The organism is Niastella vici (genome assembly GCF_002077945.1).
Taxonomy (GTDB): Bacteria; Bacteroidota; Bacteroidia; order Chitinophagales; family Chitinophagaceae; genus Niastella; species Niastella vici.
Window position 1 is genome coordinate 1 of record NZ_LVYD01000013.1, and the last position, 16583, is coordinate 16583.

Here is a 16583-nt window from a genome sequence, read left to right on the forward strand (position 1 = left end):
GGGATTAATCTCTCACTTCCTACTCGATAGTGCTCCCTTAACTGAACAATTTTCAAACCGGTTCGTGCAGGGTTTAATCGCTTTAAAGAAATTTCAATGTGAAAATTATAATGTCAAACAGGGATTTTACTCGCATATTTCTTAAGCCATTGCTCAAAGGTCAGCAGGTCTGGGTTAAGTTGCTTTGACATACTAACGTCTCTTGTTTTATTTAATTCTTTTTCGAACTCGTCGTAAAACTGGAACATATTTCCAAGGTCATCAGCGCCGGGAAAGCCAAAACCTCTGTATACATCTGCGGGAATTTTATTGTAAACGACCTGCTCTCCCAACGCCTTGCTCAACCCTTCGGCCAACTCGTTTCCGGTTAAATGTTCACCAGCTATGCCAATTCTTTTACCCACCATTTCAGTTCCTTTTTTGAAAATGCCATATGCACATTTGCCAATGTCCTCGGCGGCAATGCCCGCCATCTTTGCATTGCCTATCGGAAGCGTAAGCGCTAATCTGCCGTCCTCACCCCGTTTGGGTCCGGCGCCGAAGTAGATAAAATTATCCCAGTAAAAAGACGCGAGCAAAAAGGTTGTGGGTATGCCGGCTGCAGTAAACAATTTATCTGATTCTCCTTTGCCATCGAAATGGGGAACTTTATACTGACCATGAATGGTAGGCATTCGCTGATCATTGAGGGGAACGTATTCACGTGTATCTTCTAACGTAGACCAGATGACATGTTTCAGATCTGCCTGCTTTGCGGCCTCGACAAAGATGGCTGCTTCCGCCTTTTCTTTTTCTGCCGAGAAATGCGCCCAGAAAAAAGTAACGAAAAAGGCACCATAAGCACCGCGGAGCGCATTTTCGACAGACTGTCGATTATCTATATCCGCAACAACAAGCTCAGCTCCAAGTTGGGCTAATTCTTTTGCTTTATCGGAATTGATGTCGCGGGTAACTGCCCTTACTCCGAAGGAACTGTTTTTATCTTGCAGAATAGCGTGGGCGAGTCCACCGCCCTGGGCGCCGGTGGCGCCGAATATGGTGATTATCTTTTTTGATTGCATATAATAGATTTTCTATCTGAATTTAATGTAAAAACATTAATAAAAGAAAACTATTATATGATCGTCCGGTGCGGCTTTGAAGCGGCTGAATTTAACTGGAATCGTGAGAAGAATGTAGAAATGAGGAGTACCATCCCGATTCAATCGCGATGGCACTCCTGCTGTTATTGTAGCCATTCGTTTATAACGGACACATCAAGCTGAGACAGGTTCACTAAAGGAAGTTGATTGTCATTTATGTTTCCTGCTTTATCGATCACAAACGTCCGTGGCAGGAAATCTGCCTGATAGTCTTTGCATATTTTGAGGTTGAACCATCCCCTGGCTATTACGTTAACGCCATTGATCTGTAGTTCGTCCACCTTTTTTCGCCATTTATTGGCATCTTCCTCAAAACATATGTTCAGGAAGACGATGTTTTTATCTTTATACTTTTCATTGATGATGGGACTGTACTTCATAAAATCCCTGGTACAGGCTCCGCAGGTTACTGACCAGAAATTAAGAAACACCCATTTGCCTTTAAAGTCAGAAAGGGAAACCTGGTTGCCGTTTATATCTTCCAGGGTGAAATCAGGAGCCTGGTTGCCATTCTTAAGTTTGGCAAAATCCAGGTCCATATTTTTTATCCTTTCCTTAATGGCAGAATTTTGGCAAAGAGGTTTGTAGCCGTCAGAGATCTGGAGGGCATCTGCATAAGAACCGGCCCGGTATGTATTCTTAATGAGGTTCATGATCAGCCAGTCTCTGATAACAGGAATTTGCACATCTCCATTGATTGTTTGGTAACGTGCCTGATAATTAACGGTATTGTTCAGGCTGGTACTGTCTGATGTTATAGTTTTTGCAAGGAGTGGATCTATGTTCTTAAAATTTAGCAAAAAACGACGGTAATAGTCTGAAGCGTAAAACAGCGGTTCGTTCAGGGAAAGATATTCCTTTTCTGAAGGTAGAAGGGAGGCGAATTTATTATATAGCTCTTTTCCGATTATTTTTTCATTAGCCTTTAGCGCGCAAACCGGGTTATACAAGAGCCAATACGTCAGATGCCTGGAGTATATTTCGAGCATTGTTTCTTTAGTACTGGGAGAGGGCTGTTGAATTCGTTGCAGGTAATCTTTTAACTGCTGGTTGTAAATAACATTCAGTAAACTGTCTGATCTTTTTTCAGCAGCAGCATTAATTTCTTCAAGCCGGCCTTCGAATAAGGCGGAATTGTCAATCACCGCTGTTATTTCCCTTTTTCGTTGTGGATTGCTGGCCGTCAGGTTATAGGTTAAAAGTGATTCGTCAAGTGTTAGATCAATGCTGTCTCCAGGTAACACAGGAAAACGCAAGTCCTGGTTTATAAAGTTTATAGTGACGTAGCTTCCCTTTTCTAAGGTAATTTCCTGTTTGAAGTAGCCGGCATCGCTCACGAGTACAGAATCTTTCCTGTTTTCCAGCAAACCGTCTACTGAAACAATTATGAAATCATTTACGGGGTGAAGTACTATTCCTTTAATAACTGTAATGGTTTGGGCTATTCCAAAGAACATACATAGTTGCAAACTGCAAAGGAGCAGTAAGCGTTTGATCTTGAACATGTTCAAACAAGTTTTTAGGGGTTGGGGGTACATTTCCGATAAATATCTAAAAAATAAGCATATAATCCCAGTAAATAATCGTTTTTACAACACATAAAGTAAAAAATGCAGGCAGGACGGAGCAGGATAGTTTGTTCTAAATCATCTCTATAGATATGATGATTATGGGAATATAAAAGAGGTTACTTTTTCGGGAGAGCCGGAGTATTTGCAGAAGTTGTTGGCGTTTAAGAAGGATGGAGGAGGATGTGCCCAGGTTCATGGGCAATCTTGAACCGTTTGACAAATATTAAATGTAATTGCACATGGTAGTTATAAGCGACTCATATAAAATGACCGATATTTCGGTCATCTTTGCTAATTATGACTGAAATATCGGTCATCTTAGTGAAAAGTGTATAATCCGATCCATCTTGGATTTTACATTATCCTTTGCGTGGAATTTCTGTACTCCTTTCCCATGGAAATTTTATACTCCTTTGCGTGGAATAATCACCACGGATTTTTTAGAGTAGATGCTCAATGGACGGTAGAATGTTGGAACAGAGCAGCAGAGAAATTATTGTTGGTTCCAGCGATTAGTATAGTCGGAGAGAATCTATGGAAAAAATTTGCGGCAGTCATTCCATTAGATTCTATACGCTCTATCATAAAACATCTATAAAGAGCATTCCCGTTCATTTTCAGCTAAATTGGCAGAAATGGGAGGTCGTTTTGAGGTAATTACCTATTATTTCAGCGATACATTATCTGTTTATTTCTGCGATTCAGCCATTGGTCTTTAATATTTTCTCAACAACAATTTAAATAGTGGATATTACAGGTTAAGTATCCGACTTTTCAAAGAGACGATAATAGTATGGATCTATTCATTTGAATAACTTTTTTTTATGCTCGTTCTACTAATTGGGAATTCAAAATGTTATAAATGAAACCGATTCACACTCCTGATATTACGAGCTTAGATTCACACATCTATTTATAATTTGCAATCTCTATTAATTTTTTTACATCATATATAACAATTTTTCTTCCTTTTGTTTTCAGTATCTCTTTTTCTTTAAATTCAGAAAGGATTCGTACTATGTTTTCTTTGGCGGTGCCAACTAAGCTCGCCAGGTCCTCACGTGACAAATTTATCTCAACAGGCTCCCCAGGTTTAAAATTCGTTTTATATTTTTCCCGTAACACTATTAATTGTAGAGCTAAACGCTCTCGTACTGAACGTTGTGCAAATAAAGTCATACCATTTGCCAAAACTGTAAATTCGTGACTAAGTGTCTTTAATAATCGACGACTTAAAATATTTGAGCGTTGCAATACTTCGAAAAAATCTTCTTTAGGGATGAATCCAACAACACTTTCCTCTAAAGCAGCTGCAGAATCAGGAAAGCGTTCCTCCGACAACACGGCATGATACCCTATCAATTCGCCAGAATTGGCTACATATATGATTTGTTCGCCTCCATCTATCAATTTGTATTTTTTTACTTTTCCCTCTTTGATATAAAAAATGCCGGTTGGATATCCCCCTTCCCTAAAAATCACCTCTCCTTTACTATATGGCTGTTCACTTTGATTGGCAGAAAGAATGGCAAAGTCCTCATCTGGCAGGTTCATGAGGATGGATTCACTTTTAAAATCCCATTTGTCTATAGGAAATAATCCTCTGATACTCATATCCAAAGTTACTTTTTCATAACGAAAAACTGAAAAAAGTCATTTTTTAGAATGATTTAATGGTATTGTAACTCTTCGGTTTCACAAATAACTTTGCTTTTATGAGCAAATCTAAATTTGTAAAACGTGATCTGTATTACACAAATGATCACGAATGGATTGATTACCAAGGGTCTGTTGCATACGTTGGAATTTGTGAATTCAAATTAAAAGGTATAAAACAGGTTCACCAAATGCTTTTTCCAGAAATGCTGGGTGTTATGAAAAAGGGTGAGGTTATAGCCACTATTCACTATGAGGATTACAAGATTTCTATTCATATGCCGGTTGATGGAAAAATTGTCAGTATCAATGAAGCCCTGCTCCCTGAGGGCAATAATTTGTTACTTACTCAACCCGAAAATAATGGCTGGGTCGCTTTGATAGTACCAAGCCAGCCGTATGAAAGAAAAGGATTATTGCAACCCGAACAGTACAGAATATTTACTAAAAGAAAATTCTAAAGCAAAGATTCATGGATTTCACAATAAATACTAGTTCAAATTCGGATACTTTGGATCACTGGTTTAACTCAGATACCCAAATACATCATTTATATCCGCAATCTATTCAATTATTGGCTGTCAGGCATTGGACGCCGTTACATATTGCCAAATTGGTATCACAATTTCTTGTTCCGAAAGAGGGTGTAAAAGTGTTGGATATTGGCAGTGGCGTAGGAAAATTTTGTTTGGCCGGAGCTTATTATAAACCCGGTGCAATTTTTTATGGAGTTGAACAGCGCAAGCATTTAGTCGCTCACGCTGAAACGGCAAGGAATATTCTTGGCTTAGGGAATGTATATTTTTTAAATCAGAATCTAACTCAACTCGATTTTAAACAGTACGACCATTTTTATTTTTATAACTCATTTTACGAGAATCTGGCGGATACAGAAAAAATTGACAACACGATAACATGCTCGCCACAATTGTACGATTATTATAATAAACAACTTTATAAAAAACTGGAAGAAATGCCTGCAGGAACAAGGCTGGCAACTTTTCATAGCCTTGAAGGCGAAATACCATCGAGCTATCAGGTAGTTGAGGCGTATGTTGGCAAACTATTAAAATTTTGGATAAAAATATGAAGGGAGGAATCTACTAACATTTGCATTTAATGCCCGTTATTTTCAGTAAGGAAACCATTTTATGAACTCTGAAGCTGCTTCAAGACTGTATTTAGACAACTGGTTTAGCTCAGACGCTCAATTTCATAACCTATACCCTCAGGGTATTCAATTATTATCAGGGCAGCACTGGACTCCCTTGCATATTGTCCAAATGGTAGTAGAATTTTTAACCTCTGAAGAAGATGTTAATGTGCTGGATCTAGGAAGTGGCGTAGGAAAATTTAGTTTAGCCGCATCAACTTGAACAACTGCCAATTGGAACAAGATTGGCAACCTTTCATAGCCTGGATGGTGAAGTGCCGTCTAGCTATCATTTAGTAGAAGCAAAAGCCGATACTTCATTAAAGTTTTGGATGAAAATATGATTAACCAAACGACCAAATAATGCCAATAAACTTTGAAAACGAAATTAGTGAAATATCCAATCATCTGAAAAAAGTGGAGGGTTATTTAGCCTGCGAAAAGATAATTGTTAGAAACATAGAAAAGCATTTGTACAAGGGATGCGATGAATTGAATATAGAACAATATCTAAAACAAACTTCCACATATATGGAAGATGTAATTGCTTCAAAACAAGGCGACATAGATTATATCAATTTTAAATATGCGAGCGGATTTATCAACGAACTTTTAAAAACACCCAAGTGGAATAACTGGATAAAACTATATGATCTGAAATTTTAAAGTAGATGAATAGCATACTCGAAGCAAAAATTATGCATGTAGATAAAAAATATAATCGACCTAGTTATGTACAGGGCTTGTTAACACATAGGTGTTCGCGATGCAGAAAAGGCGGAATGTTTCAGGTAAATAATTCCTGCAATCTGAAGAAATTCATGAAAATGAATGATAAATGCCCTGTTTGTAACCAGATTTTCGAATTAGAAGTAGGATTTTATTATGGAACCGCATATGTGAGTTATGCACTAACAGTTGCTCTATCAGTAACCTCTTTTGTTGCCTGGTGGGTATTAATAGGAATGTCGGTAAATGACAATAGATTTTTTTGGTGGTTGGGGTTTAATATAATTCTGTTAATAGTACTTCAACCTTATTTAATGCGCTTGTCAAGAGCAATATGGCTGTCATTTTTTGTTCGTTATAATACAAATTGGGAAGCTGAAAAACCTGAAGATCCCGAGATTGATGAAATAAAGGTGAATGATTAATTAAAGATTGTAAACTACATTAATATGCCTTTTGTTCCTACTTCTCGATACCTTGACCATATTTTCAAAAGCGAGCAAAGTTTTTGCCAATTATTTCCAGAATCAATTCAACAGCTCGACAAACAGCATTGGTCACCATTAAATATAATTTATAAAGCTGTAACATTTCTTTCAAACAAAAAACAGGCAAGAATACTTGATATTGGAAGTGGTTCAGGAAAATTTTGTTTAGCTGGTGCTTATTATAATCCATTAGCTTTTTTTTATGGCGTAGAACAAAGGCAAAGTTTAATAGAACAAGCTCAATCAGCTAAGGAGAAGTTAGGAATATCTAATGTGGAATTTATATACAGAAACTTCACGCAGCTGGATTTAAAAGAATTTGAGGGGTTTTATTTTTATAATTCTTTTTTTGAAAATCTTCCAGGTACAGATAAAATTGATGACAGTATAGCTTATACATCCGAATTGTATCATTATTATAGTATCTATTTAAATAAGCAATTGGATACAATGCCTCCAGGCACAAAAGTGGCGACCTACTGTAGTTGGGATGATGAGATACCACCGGGTTATCAAAAGGTCGAAGCACATGCCAATGGATTATTAAAACTTTGGATAAAAATGTGAATGTAAAAGTTAAAGAAATATGCCTATTAACTTTTATTATGAAATGCAGCAAATTGTGCATTACCTCAAAAAGGCGGAAGGAAATAAAGCTTGTGAAGCAGTGGTTGTTAGCAATATCAGAAAGCATTTTGAGCAAGGGTGTAGTGAATTAGTCCTTGAAACCTACCTTAAAGAATTAATCAAACATCTTGGTTTATTAATTGAATCAAATAAAGGAACACTCATTGGCGCTAATTATAAGTATGCTTACGGTTTTATAAACACCCTTTTGGAAATGCCATCCGTCAAAAACTGGGTAAAGACAACTGGGCTTTAAGTTTAGAAGGCTTACAAAAAAGGAGCATTGAATTTTAATTTTAAAAACAGATTATTCTTATGCCACTTACTATTGATGAATACCGATGTAAGCTTATTACTAAAATTTTATTTGCCCAATCTCCGGATGAAGTTACACGCTTTATAGACGTTGCTATGAAGAGTCTGAAAGATCACAAAGTTAATGGCTACATTATTACCAGATTTGTGACAAAAACAATTCATCATTTAGGAGAATTTAGTCCAATAGATCATAATGCGCAGCAATGGACTAATATTAAATTGGCAAGGAAACAATTTGATTACATCAGGCAACAAATCAATGTTACTGCCAAATAATGAATTATACGCCCGTTTTTAATCCGAATGATACCCGAATTTAATCTATCCTCGATATGAGAATGCCGGCAAATAAAACTTTTTGTATCGATATCTATGACTGAATCATTGTTTTTTATATCCATTTTATTGCTGGTGGCTGGGATTATTTCTATTCCGTTATTGCCACATTACCTGAGAGCAAGAGTTAATTTTATTTTTGTTTTCTTAATAGCCATCGCCTCTTGCGTTCCTGCGGTGAAGGTACTTTCGGGAGATTGTATTGATATTATCACTTGTAAAACCAATGTATTTGGTAATATTATTTTTCATTTAGACAGGCTGTCTTCATGGTTTATTCTTATCATCAATTTAACGTGCATTAATGGTGCGTTTTACGGTATAGGATACATGCAGCCGTATCATCAGCAACGATCAAATCTTTCCATGCATTGGATGTTATATTTATTGTTTCAGTCTTCAATGCTTTGGGTATGCATGGCGCAGAATGGGTTAGCATTTCTGATCGTTTGGGAATTAATGTCCCTGTCATCCTTTTTGCTTGTCATCTTTGAACATCAGAATAAATCTACACTCAAGGCAGGAATAAATTACCTTGTACAAATGCACATCGGTGTGCTTTTCCTGACGACTGCTTTTATTTGGGTTTATTTTTCGGAAGGCTCTTTTGAATTTAGTTCCATTAAAAACTTCTTTTCATCTCATTCAAACCTTGGGCTGTTCCTTTTATTCTTTATTGGCTTTGGCATAAAAGCAGAATTTATTCCCTTACATTCATGGTTGCCACAAGCACACCCCGCAGCCCCTTCGCATATCTCTGGTGTTATGTCAGGGGTTATAGTTAAGTTGGGGATTTATGGAATATTCAGGATTGTGCTTTTGCTAAGGCAGGATTTTACGATCATTGGAGAAATTGTTATTGTTATTTCAGTGCTTACCGGCCTTTATGGGGTTTTAAATGCAGCAGTACTTCGGGATTATAAGAGAATGCTTGCTTATTGTACTATTGAAAACATAGGTATTATTGGTATTGGCATCGGGCTTGGATTGATAGGAATGGGTAATGGGAATATGCTGTTACAAATCTTAGGGTTTACAGCGGCACTTTTACATACACTGAATCATTCGCTTTTTAAATCATTGCTTTTTTTTAATGCAGGTTTCGTTCATCAGCAGACGCAGACAACGGATATGGAGAAACTCGGTGGATTGATTCATACTATGCCACAATCAGCCATGTTATTCTTAATGGGGGCACTAGCCATTAGCGGCCTTCCTCCTTTCAACGGGTTTGTATCAGAATTTCTTTTATACAGTAGCCTTATAACAGGAATTAATTCCATCGGCAATACTTACGTGATCCTGATGGTATCTTCTTTGACAGGGTTGGCAATTATCGGTGGAATCTCCATGCTTACTTTCACAAAAAGTTTTGGAACAATATTTCTAGGTGTTCCTCGTACTTATTTTCATCAGCGTCCCAGGGAGGCCGGTTGGATTATGCGGTTACCACAGTACTTCATTTTAGCAATTATGCTTTCAATAGGATTGTTGCCACAATTATATTTATCAATTGTACAGGGAATCGTTTCAAGTTTTACACCATCAGTTACTTCAATAAATGAAGTAATGCCAGCATCATTACTTGGTAGTATATCGGCTATTGGAAAGTTTACCTTGTTATTCATTTTGTTATTGATTTTAATATATTTTATAAGAACAAGGGTTACGCGAAGCCATCCTGTTTCCGTAGATTCAACCTGGCGCTGCGGATATACTGCGCCTTCCCCAAGGATGCAGTACTCAGGTAAATCCTATTCAAATTCTCTTGGAAAACTGCTTAGCTTTGTTGTAATAGAAAAGAAAAAGTATAAAAAAATTCAGGTAAATGAAATATTTCCTGCAGAAAGAAAATACTCATCAAATTACAACGATTTTTTTATGACAAGAATCTTCAACCGCACCGTTAGCCAGCTTCTGTACTTTCTGGATTATTTTCAGTTCATTCAAAACGGAAAGATCCAATCATATATCCTGTATGGTATTTTTTTTATTGTTCTTGTGTTTTTAGGAACGATTTTTAATATTATCTAATGGAAATTATTACAGCGTTCATATTAACTACCTTGTTAAGCATCCTGCTTGTTCCATTTATAAATGTCAGATGGAAGGGTTTAGTTACTGTAATGACTGTAGTTTTACTCGCTATTTTAAGTAGTATTATAGCGATTGAGGCAATGCATGGAAAACAAATTGAATATTTCTTTAGGGGCTCATCAGTTACCGGAAAAATTCCTTTGAGGGCTGATGCTTTGTCAGGTTTCTTTATCCTGATTATCAATTTCACTTTTCTCACGGGCGCTTTATATGGCTTGCAGTATATGAAAGTTTACCGGGATCAGAAAGCCAATCTCTCACTTCATTGTATCAGCTTTATACTTCTTCAGGCAAGTCTTAACAGCATTTGTTCATTACAAAACACTATTGTATTTCTTATTGCCTGGGAAATAATGGCTTTATCATCTTTTATGTTGATCATTTTTGAGCATAATAAAAGGGAGACGTTAAATGCAGGAATAAACTTTTTAATCCAGTCGCATATCTGCATTATGTTTTTGATGCTTGGTTTTATATGGGTAGCGTTAAAAATGGATTCATTTGATTTCAGAGCTATTACCGTTTACTCCACAAATAATCCGTTACTCGCCGGTGTTGTTTTATTCTTTTGTTTCTTCATCGGATTTGCCATAAAAGCAGGATTTGTTCCTTTCCATACCTGGCTGCCCTATGCGCATCCGGCAGCCCCTTCTCATGTATCGGGTGTAATGTCGGGAGTGATTATTAAAATTGGCATCTATGGAATTTTGAGAATGCTATTACAAATAAAAAGCGATTACCTGGTAATCGGCTATATAATTCTGTTTATTTCACTCCTCACTGGAATTTATGGAGTGATGCTTGCCATCATTCAACACAACTTAAAACGGTTACTTGCTTATAGCAGTATTGAAAATATCGGTATCATTGGAATAGGAATAAGTCTGGGATGTATAGGAATAGGAAAAGGAAATAATATCTTATCCATCGTTGGATTTACGGGTGCATTGCTGCATACGTTAAACCACTCTCTTTTTAAATCACTTTTATTTTATTGCGCTGGTAATGTATACCAGGCTGCTCACACTATGGATATTGAAAAGTTGGGCGGTATGGGTAAACAAATGTCTCATACTACCTTTTTATTTTTAATTGCTTCTCTTGCTATCTGTGGACTACCCCCTTTCAATGGATTTGTTTCTGAATTTCTAATTTACAATGGTCTGTTTACCGGACTGCGTGGTTCCGACAAAGTTTTACTTTCATGGATAGTATGCGGACTTTTTGGATTGGCATTAATCGGTGGATTAGCCATGTTATGTTTTACAAAAGCTTTCGGTTCGGTCTTTTTAGGTACGGCCCGCCACCATTTTCACCAAACTCCCAAAGAAGCTGTTATAGGGAAATTGATCCCAATGTATGGCATAGTTTTGTTAATAATAGCAATTGGCTTGTTCCCTAAATTTATTATTACTGCTTTTTCTAAACCGGTTTCTTTATTTGCTGTCAATCATTTTCCGTCAAGCCATCTACCTGCAGGGGATGCCCTGTCAATAATTGGTTTATGTTCAGCAGCTTTCATTTTATTGGCTGGACTGATATATTTGATAAGGAAAAGAATGACAGCAAATAGATCGGTTGAATTCAATGCAACCTGGGGTTGCGGGTATGTTGGTTCAACTGAAAAAATGCAGTATACAGCCGGTTCCTTTGTTCGTGCTTACCGCAAATTGGCAGAGCCACTTTTTTCCATTTATAAAAAGAAAAAAGAAATAGAAGGTGTATTTCCTCAGAATGGGCAGCAAGAAACACATCCCTATGACAAAGCAGAAGAATGGTTGATTGATTATCCCTTGCGGGTGTTAAAGGGATTCTTTAATAAATTTATTTTTTTGCAAAATGGCAATCTACAGTTTTACATATTATACGGTGTTGTTTTTATCACGTTGATGCTGGGAATTCCTTTTTTGGTTGAATATTTAAAAGCGTTATTTCAATTTTTAAACAAGCTCTGAAGGATGATAAGTTTTATTTTAATAATTATCACAAGCCTGTTCTTCGGTGGAATCATTATTCGGACAAAAAGTATTACTTCCGGTCGTAAAGGCCCTGGTATTTTCCAACCGATAAAAGATATAATTCGTCTGTTAAAAAAAGGCTCTGTGTATAGCAAAACCACCAGTTTTATTTTTCAGATTGCACCCAGCATATATATTACCTCTGTTATCATGGCTATCATGATCATTCCTTTCGGCGGATACAAAGGAATAATATCGTTTAAAGGAGATTTTGTATTTTTTGCTTATGTGTTGGGGGTAGGTAAGTTTTTCAATATTATCTCTGCATTAGATACTGGCAGTAGCTTTGAAGGAATGGGGGCAAGCAGGGAAGCATTATTTTCTATGTTTGCAGAACCTGCTTTTTTTATATTGATGGGTTCCTTAACCCTTCTCACAGGTCATACTTCCTTTCAACAAATATTTGCTTCACTGCATTTTGGTTCTTATATATCCTACATTCTCGGCGTTTTAGCCACCTTTGTACTGGTCATGATTACAATGGTGGAAAACAGTCGTATGCCGATTGACGACCCTACAACTCACCTTGAACTTACAATGATCCATGAAGTAATGATACTTGATAATAGTGGTTTCGACCTGGGAATGATTTTATATGCTACTAACTTGAAATTTGCCATGTACGGCGCTTTAATTGCAAACTTGTTTATGGGTACTTTTCCTTTGTATCTTACTATACCCATATTTTTCGGAATGCAGATGCTTTTTGCAATAGCTATCGGATTACTTGAGTCTTTTACGGCAAGATTCCGGATGAATCATAATGCCCAATATATACTGGCACTATCATCGGTTTCCCTATTGATTTTCTTAGGGGTACTATTGATTTTAGGTCAATTCAGCTAACAACCAAAATAACAAGTCAATAATAATAATGACAAACGTATTACTGATAATATTTACCATTTCACTGTTATACCTAAGTATAGCCCATCGATTGATTACTTACATAAAAATCCTCGCATTTCAGGGCGTATTGCTTTTTGGTATCGCTTTTATTGAGTTAATCGAAATTAATGCAATCAACCTCACTTTTGTACTTTTTGAAACAATTGCAGTAAAGGCAATTGTTATTCCTTTATTTATGAACTATACCATGAAAAGGAATAGAATAACCCGTGATGCAGAACCTTTTGTTCCCAACTTTGTATCGCTAATCATCATTACACTTATTATCATTGCTACTTTCGTTTTATCCAATTCTATCACTGATACCCGCATTAGTAAAATATATTTTGTGGTAGCTCTTTCAACGCTATTTGCAGGATTATATATTATTGTTACAAGAAGTAAAATAATCACTCACATCATAGGGTATCTCGTCATCGAAAACGGAGTGTTTATTTTATCGGTGGCTCTGGGAAATGAAATGCCTGTGCTGGTAAACCTGGGTATTTTGCTTGACATTTTCGCCAGCATTTTTTTACTGGGAGTTTTTGCGAACAGGATTGGTGATGTACTGAAAGATGTTGATGTTGACCAATTAAAAAATCTGAAAGATTAATATCAAAGTATGACCGGAATATATTTATCATGTGCATTTTTAATAAGTGGATTATTGCTTTTTAACAGGAACCGGGCGTTAAAAAATATGCTCGTAATAGCGTTTGTACTATTGCAGATTGGGTTTACAATTTATGAATATCTGCATATCAATACAATTGAATTAACTTATTTCACGGCTGACTCATTGGGGGTGCTCCTTCTTATAACATTGTGCATTATCAGCATCCCGGCTTTTTACCACAGTTATGTTTATTTGGGAACAAAGCAGGATAACCCCAAACATACTGCTATCTATTTTGCTGCGATGATTGCCTTATTAACTTCAATAAGCGCTGCTTATCTTTCCAACCATATCGCCGTTACCTGGATTTTTGTTGAATTAACCACGCTAAGTGCCTCTGCACTAATTTATCACCGCAGGAATAACCGTTCCCTGGAAGGTACCTGGAAATACGTTTTTGTTTGTGCCATCAGTATTACGCTTGTTTTCATTGGCATATTGTTTTTAAGTTTTTCTTTACCGAAGGCAGGTACTGATGATCTTTCTTTTTCGAACCTTTTGAATAAAGCTCGGGAACTAAATGCATTCTGGCTTAGATTGGCTTTCATTTTCATCTTTACAGGATTCACTGCCAAGTTAGGGTTGGTTCCTATGTACACTGCTGGCATAGATGCAAAGGATAAGGCCCCGTCTCCTGCCGGTGCATTACTCTCCAGTGTTTTGATGAATGTCGGTTTCGTTGGTATTTTTCGTTCTTATATAGTGACTGTAAATTCCTCTATTCACCAATGGGCGAGTCATGTGATAATCATCGCGGCCCTGCTTTCCATTTTTGTAGCAACCGTTTACATGACAAAGGTCAAAAATATTAAAAGAATGTTTGCCTATTCCAGTATTGAACATGCAGGCATAATTATGCTAGGTCTTGCAGCAGGAGGAGTAGGGAATTATGCAGCTATACTGCATATTGTATTACATTCTTTCATTAAGTCAAGCCTTTTCTTCCAGCAAGGTCAGATCTATCGCATTTATCAAAGCAAGAGCATCTATGATGCAGGCAACTATTTTAAATATAATGTTACGGGGTCAATTGTTATGCTGCTGGCTTTCTTTTTTGCAACAGCCATGCCGCCGTCGGGTTTATTCATTAGCGAGTTTATGATTTTTCGCTCCTTGTTTGAATCAAATTATTTGTGGATACTAATTGTTGTAATGTTCCTGTTGACAATTATCATTTGGTCTTTTGGTAAAAATATATTTAAACTTCTTTTCACACCTGCTGTTGATTTTAAGGAAGAAGGCGTTAAAAAAATAAACCCGTTTGAATCTCTTTCTCAATTCATTTTACTTGGGCTGGTTGTTTACCTGGGATTAATTCCGCCGCAACAGTTTGTAACATTAATTCAGGAAACTATAAAAAATATACCGCATTAATATGAGTTATATAAGTATAGGAAATAATGAAACTATTCGTATCTCCGCTATCCCGGAATTATCTTATTCCTCATTCCTGGAGTTCAATGTATCCTCGATGATAAAAGCAAATAGTTCTCATTGTGTAAATTATTTTGGATATCCTTACAAAGGTAAGATCAAATTAATCTGCTGTATCGCGAATGACGACTTACATACAATAAATATTTCATCAAGTATAGTGGATAGCCAGGCTCAGCTTCCTTCTTTTACAAAGCATAATCTTGCATTCGAAAAATATGAAAGGGAAATTCATGAAAATTTTGGAACACAATATGTAGACCATCCCTGGTTAAAACCCGTACGATTTCCCTTCAACCGGTTTAACAAAAGCCTGAGAGTAGCAGACTATCCTTTTTTCAAAATTGAGAGCGAGGAATTACACGAAGTGGGTGTGGGCCCCATACATGCGGGTATTATTGAGCCGGGCCATTTCCGTTTTATCTGCAATGGCGAACAGATTCTTCACCTGGAGATACAATTAGGTTACCAGCACAGGGGAATTGAGCGATTATTCCTTGAAAGAAAAAAATTGCTGCAACGTACGACTTTGGCTGAAAATATTGCAGGTGATTCCGTAGCGTCGCATGGGGTTGCCTTTGTAAACCTTTGGGAAAGTTTATGCAACTATCATGCAGACAGGGATTTGCAATTGGCCAGAACCATTGCTCTGGAATTAGAACGAATTGCTATTCACACCGGTGATTTAAGCGCAATGTGTACCGATGTCGGTTATCAACTCGGCAGCGCAGTATTTGGCAGATTGAGAACACCGGTTATTAACTATTTTCAAAAATGGTGTGGCAACCGTTTGGCGAAAGGATTGATCCGCGCTGGTAAAAATAATTACCCGCTTACTGAAGCATTAATGGGGGAGCTTACTCAACTACTGGACGACTATGAAAAAGATTTCGAAGAAATCGCTGAAGAGCAATTTAGTTTGCCAAGTGTATTAGCTCGCTTTGAAAAAACAGGAGTTGTAACGGCAGAGCAAGCAGCTATGATTGGAACGGTTGGCATGTCGGCTAGAATGAGTGGGATTAAAAGGGATATCCGTTCTTCACATCCTCATGATTTATATTATGAGTTACAACATCAGCCGGTAATTAAGAAGCAAGGCGATGTTTACTCTAGAGCACGGATGCGGAAGAAAGAAATCAATCAATCTATTGAATATGTAAGAGAGCTAATCCAAGACATACCGATGGGCAAGCATAGAATTGGTCTTTCTGGATATCCTGCACCAGATTCATTCGCTATTTCATTAGTAGAAGGCTGGAGAGGTGAAATTTGCCATTGTGCTGTTACAGATGAAATAGGTGAATTGGTGCATTATAAAATAAAAGATCCATCGTTTCATAATTGGCTGGCAACAGCATTGGCCGTTCGGAATAATGAAATCTCTGATTTCCCTATTTGCAACAAAAGCTTTGATCTGTCTTATTGTGGTCATGATCTATAAAACTAA

17 protein-coding genes are annotated in these 16583 nt (G+C 37.0%); 14 read left to right on the forward strand and 3 right to left on the reverse strand.

Annotated elements, in window-relative coordinates; translation table 11 throughout:
- Nucleotides 1-113: 113 nt before the first annotated feature.
- From A3860_RS05505 to A3860_RS05515, 3 genes are all read right to left on the reverse strand, one after another.
- On the reverse strand, nucleotides 114-1061 hold the full coding sequence (locus tag A3860_RS05505) for an NmrA/HSCARG family protein (RefSeq protein WP_081145554.1): 948 nt from the start codon (nucleotides 1059-1061) through the stop codon (nucleotides 114-116).
- A gap of 164 nt (nucleotides 1062-1225) precedes the next feature.
- Nucleotides 1226-2647 carry a TlpA family protein disulfide reductase gene (locus A3860_RS05510; RefSeq protein ID WP_158085147.1) on the reverse strand — a complete coding sequence of 474 codons (1422 nt, stop codon included), beginning with the start codon at nucleotides 2645-2647 and terminating at the stop codon, nucleotides 1226-1228.
- Between the two features lie 975 nt (nucleotides 2648-3622).
- Nucleotides 3623-4327: a Crp/Fnr family transcriptional regulator gene (locus A3860_RS05515; RefSeq protein ID WP_081145556.1), complete on the reverse strand. Its 705-nt coding sequence runs from the start codon at nucleotides 4325-4327 to the stop codon at nucleotides 3623-3625.
- 101 nt (nucleotides 4328-4428) lie between these two features.
- Between A3860_RS05515 and A3860_RS05520 the strand changes: the two genes are divergently transcribed.
- The 14 genes from A3860_RS05520 to A3860_RS05585 all read left to right on the forward strand — a co-directional run bounded on the left by A3860_RS05520 (nucleotide 4429) and on the right by A3860_RS05585 (nucleotide 16577).
- On the forward strand, nucleotides 4429-4830 hold the full coding sequence (locus A3860_RS05520) for a hypothetical protein (RefSeq protein WP_081145557.1): 402 nt from the start codon (nucleotides 4429-4431) through the stop codon (nucleotides 4828-4830).
- 11 nt (nucleotides 4831-4841) lie between these two features.
- Nucleotides 4842-5459 (forward strand): class I SAM-dependent methyltransferase, encoded by a 618-nt coding sequence (locus tag A3860_RS05525; RefSeq protein ID WP_081145558.1) that lies wholly within the window; start codon nucleotides 4842-4844, stop codon nucleotides 5457-5459.
- 61 nt (nucleotides 5460-5520) lie between these two features.
- Entirely contained in the window at nucleotides 5521-5745 is a 225-nt protein-coding gene (locus A3860_RS05530) for a hypothetical protein (RefSeq protein ID WP_081145559.1), read from the forward strand.
- Between the two features lie 140 nt (nucleotides 5746-5885).
- Nucleotides 5886-6188, forward strand: coding sequence for a hypothetical protein (locus A3860_RS05535; RefSeq protein ID WP_081145560.1), 303 nt, complete (start codon nucleotides 5886-5888; stop codon nucleotides 6186-6188).
- Between the two features lie 155 nt (nucleotides 6189-6343).
- Complete coding sequence (locus A3860_RS05540; protein WP_317043481.1) at nucleotides 6344-6676, forward strand: DUF983 domain-containing protein; 333 nt, start codon at nucleotides 6344-6346, stop codon at nucleotides 6674-6676.
- A 24-nt stretch (nucleotides 6677-6700) separates the two neighbouring features.
- Nucleotides 6701-7306 carry a methyltransferase domain-containing protein gene (locus tag A3860_RS05545; RefSeq protein WP_081145561.1) on the forward strand — a complete coding sequence of 202 codons (606 nt, stop codon included), beginning with the start codon at nucleotides 6701-6703 and terminating at the stop codon, nucleotides 7304-7306.
- A 19-nt stretch (nucleotides 7307-7325) separates the two neighbouring features.
- Nucleotides 7326-7622 (forward strand): hypothetical protein, encoded by a 297-nt coding sequence (locus tag A3860_RS05550; protein ID WP_081145562.1) that lies wholly within the window; start codon nucleotides 7326-7328, stop codon nucleotides 7620-7622.
- 59 nt (nucleotides 7623-7681) lie between these two features.
- Entirely contained in the window at nucleotides 7682-7960 is a 279-nt protein-coding gene (locus A3860_RS05555; RefSeq protein WP_081145563.1) for a hypothetical protein, read from the forward strand.
- A gap of 96 nt (nucleotides 7961-8056) precedes the next feature.
- Nucleotides 8057-10054, forward strand: coding sequence for a proton-conducting transporter transmembrane domain-containing protein (locus A3860_RS05560; RefSeq protein WP_081145564.1), 1998 nt, complete (start codon nucleotides 8057-8059; stop codon nucleotides 10052-10054).
- Nucleotides 10054-12072 carry a proton-conducting transporter transmembrane domain-containing protein gene (locus A3860_RS05565; protein WP_081145565.1) on the forward strand — a complete coding sequence of 673 codons (2019 nt, stop codon included), beginning with the start codon at nucleotides 10054-10056 and terminating at the stop codon, nucleotides 12070-12072. Before A3860_RS05560 ends, A3860_RS05565 begins: the two co-directional genes overlap by 1 nt.
- Nucleotides 12073-12075: 3 nt before the next feature.
- Nucleotides 12076-12981 carry a respiratory chain complex I subunit 1 family protein gene (locus A3860_RS05570; protein ID WP_081145566.1) on the forward strand — a complete coding sequence of 302 codons (906 nt, stop codon included), beginning with the start codon at nucleotides 12076-12078 and terminating at the stop codon, nucleotides 12979-12981.
- A 28-nt stretch (nucleotides 12982-13009) separates the two neighbouring features.
- The gene (locus tag A3860_RS05575; protein ID WP_081145567.1) at nucleotides 13010-13639 is read left to right on the forward strand and encodes a hypothetical protein; all 630 of its coding nucleotides are present in this window, start codon (nucleotides 13010-13012) and stop codon (nucleotides 13637-13639) included.
- Nucleotides 13640-13726: 87 nt separating this feature from the next.
- Nucleotides 13727-15076 carry a complex I subunit 5 family protein gene (locus tag A3860_RS05580; RefSeq protein WP_158085148.1) on the forward strand — a complete coding sequence of 450 codons (1350 nt, stop codon included), beginning with the start codon at nucleotides 13727-13729 and terminating at the stop codon, nucleotides 15074-15076.
- A 1-nt stretch (nucleotide 15077) separates the two neighbouring features.
- A complete protein-coding gene (locus tag A3860_RS05585) occupies nucleotides 15078-16577 on the forward strand; it encodes a hydrogenase large subunit (protein WP_081145569.1) in 1500 nt (499 codons plus the stop codon).
- Nucleotides 16578-16583 lie beyond the last annotated feature (6 nt).

Bases quoted from the DNA above. Each gene is read 5' to 3' on its own strand.
- A3860_RS05505 (WP_081145554.1), bottom strand. From the start codon at position 1,061: ATGCAATCAAAAAAGATAATCACCATATTCGGCGCCACCGGCGCCCAG.
- A3860_RS05510 (WP_158085147.1), bottom strand. From the start codon at position 2,647: ATGTTCAAGATCAAACGCTTACTGCTCCTTTGCAGTTTGCAACTATGT.
- A3860_RS05515 (WP_081145556.1), bottom strand. From the start codon at position 4,327: ATGAGTATCAGAGGATTATTTCCTATAGACAAATGGGATTTTAAAAGT.
- A3860_RS05520 (WP_081145557.1), top strand. From the start codon at position 4,429: ATGAGCAAATCTAAATTTGTAAAACGTGATCTGTATTACACAAATGAT.
- A3860_RS05525 (WP_081145558.1), top strand. From the start codon at position 4,842: ATGGATTTCACAATAAATACTAGTTCAAATTCGGATACTTTGGATCAC.
- A3860_RS05530 (WP_081145559.1), top strand. From the start codon at position 5,521: ATGAACTCTGAAGCTGCTTCAAGACTGTATTTAGACAACTGGTTTAGC.
- A3860_RS05535 (WP_081145560.1), top strand. From the start codon at position 5,886: ATGCCAATAAACTTTGAAAACGAAATTAGTGAAATATCCAATCATCTG.
- A3860_RS05540 (WP_317043481.1), top strand. From the start codon at position 6,344: ATGAAAATGAATGATAAATGCCCTGTTTGTAACCAGATTTTCGAATTA.
- A3860_RS05545 (WP_081145561.1), top strand. From the start codon at position 6,701: ATGCCTTTTGTTCCTACTTCTCGATACCTTGACCATATTTTCAAAAGC.
- A3860_RS05550 (WP_081145562.1), top strand. From the start codon at position 7,326: ATGCCTATTAACTTTTATTATGAAATGCAGCAAATTGTGCATTACCTC.
- A3860_RS05555 (WP_081145563.1), top strand. From the start codon at position 7,682: ATGCCACTTACTATTGATGAATACCGATGTAAGCTTATTACTAAAATT.
- A3860_RS05560 (WP_081145564.1), top strand. From the start codon at position 8,057: ATGACTGAATCATTGTTTTTTATATCCATTTTATTGCTGGTGGCTGGG.
- A3860_RS05565 (WP_081145565.1), top strand. From the start codon at position 10,054: ATGGAAATTATTACAGCGTTCATATTAACTACCTTGTTAAGCATCCTG.
- A3860_RS05570 (WP_081145566.1), top strand. From the start codon at position 12,076: ATGATAAGTTTTATTTTAATAATTATCACAAGCCTGTTCTTCGGTGGA.
- A3860_RS05575 (WP_081145567.1), top strand. From the start codon at position 13,010: ATGACAAACGTATTACTGATAATATTTACCATTTCACTGTTATACCTA.
- A3860_RS05580 (WP_158085148.1), top strand. From the start codon at position 13,727: ATGCTCGTAATAGCGTTTGTACTATTGCAGATTGGGTTTACAATTTAT.
- A3860_RS05585 (WP_081145569.1), top strand. From the start codon at position 15,078: ATGAGTTATATAAGTATAGGAAATAATGAAACTATTCGTATCTCCGCT.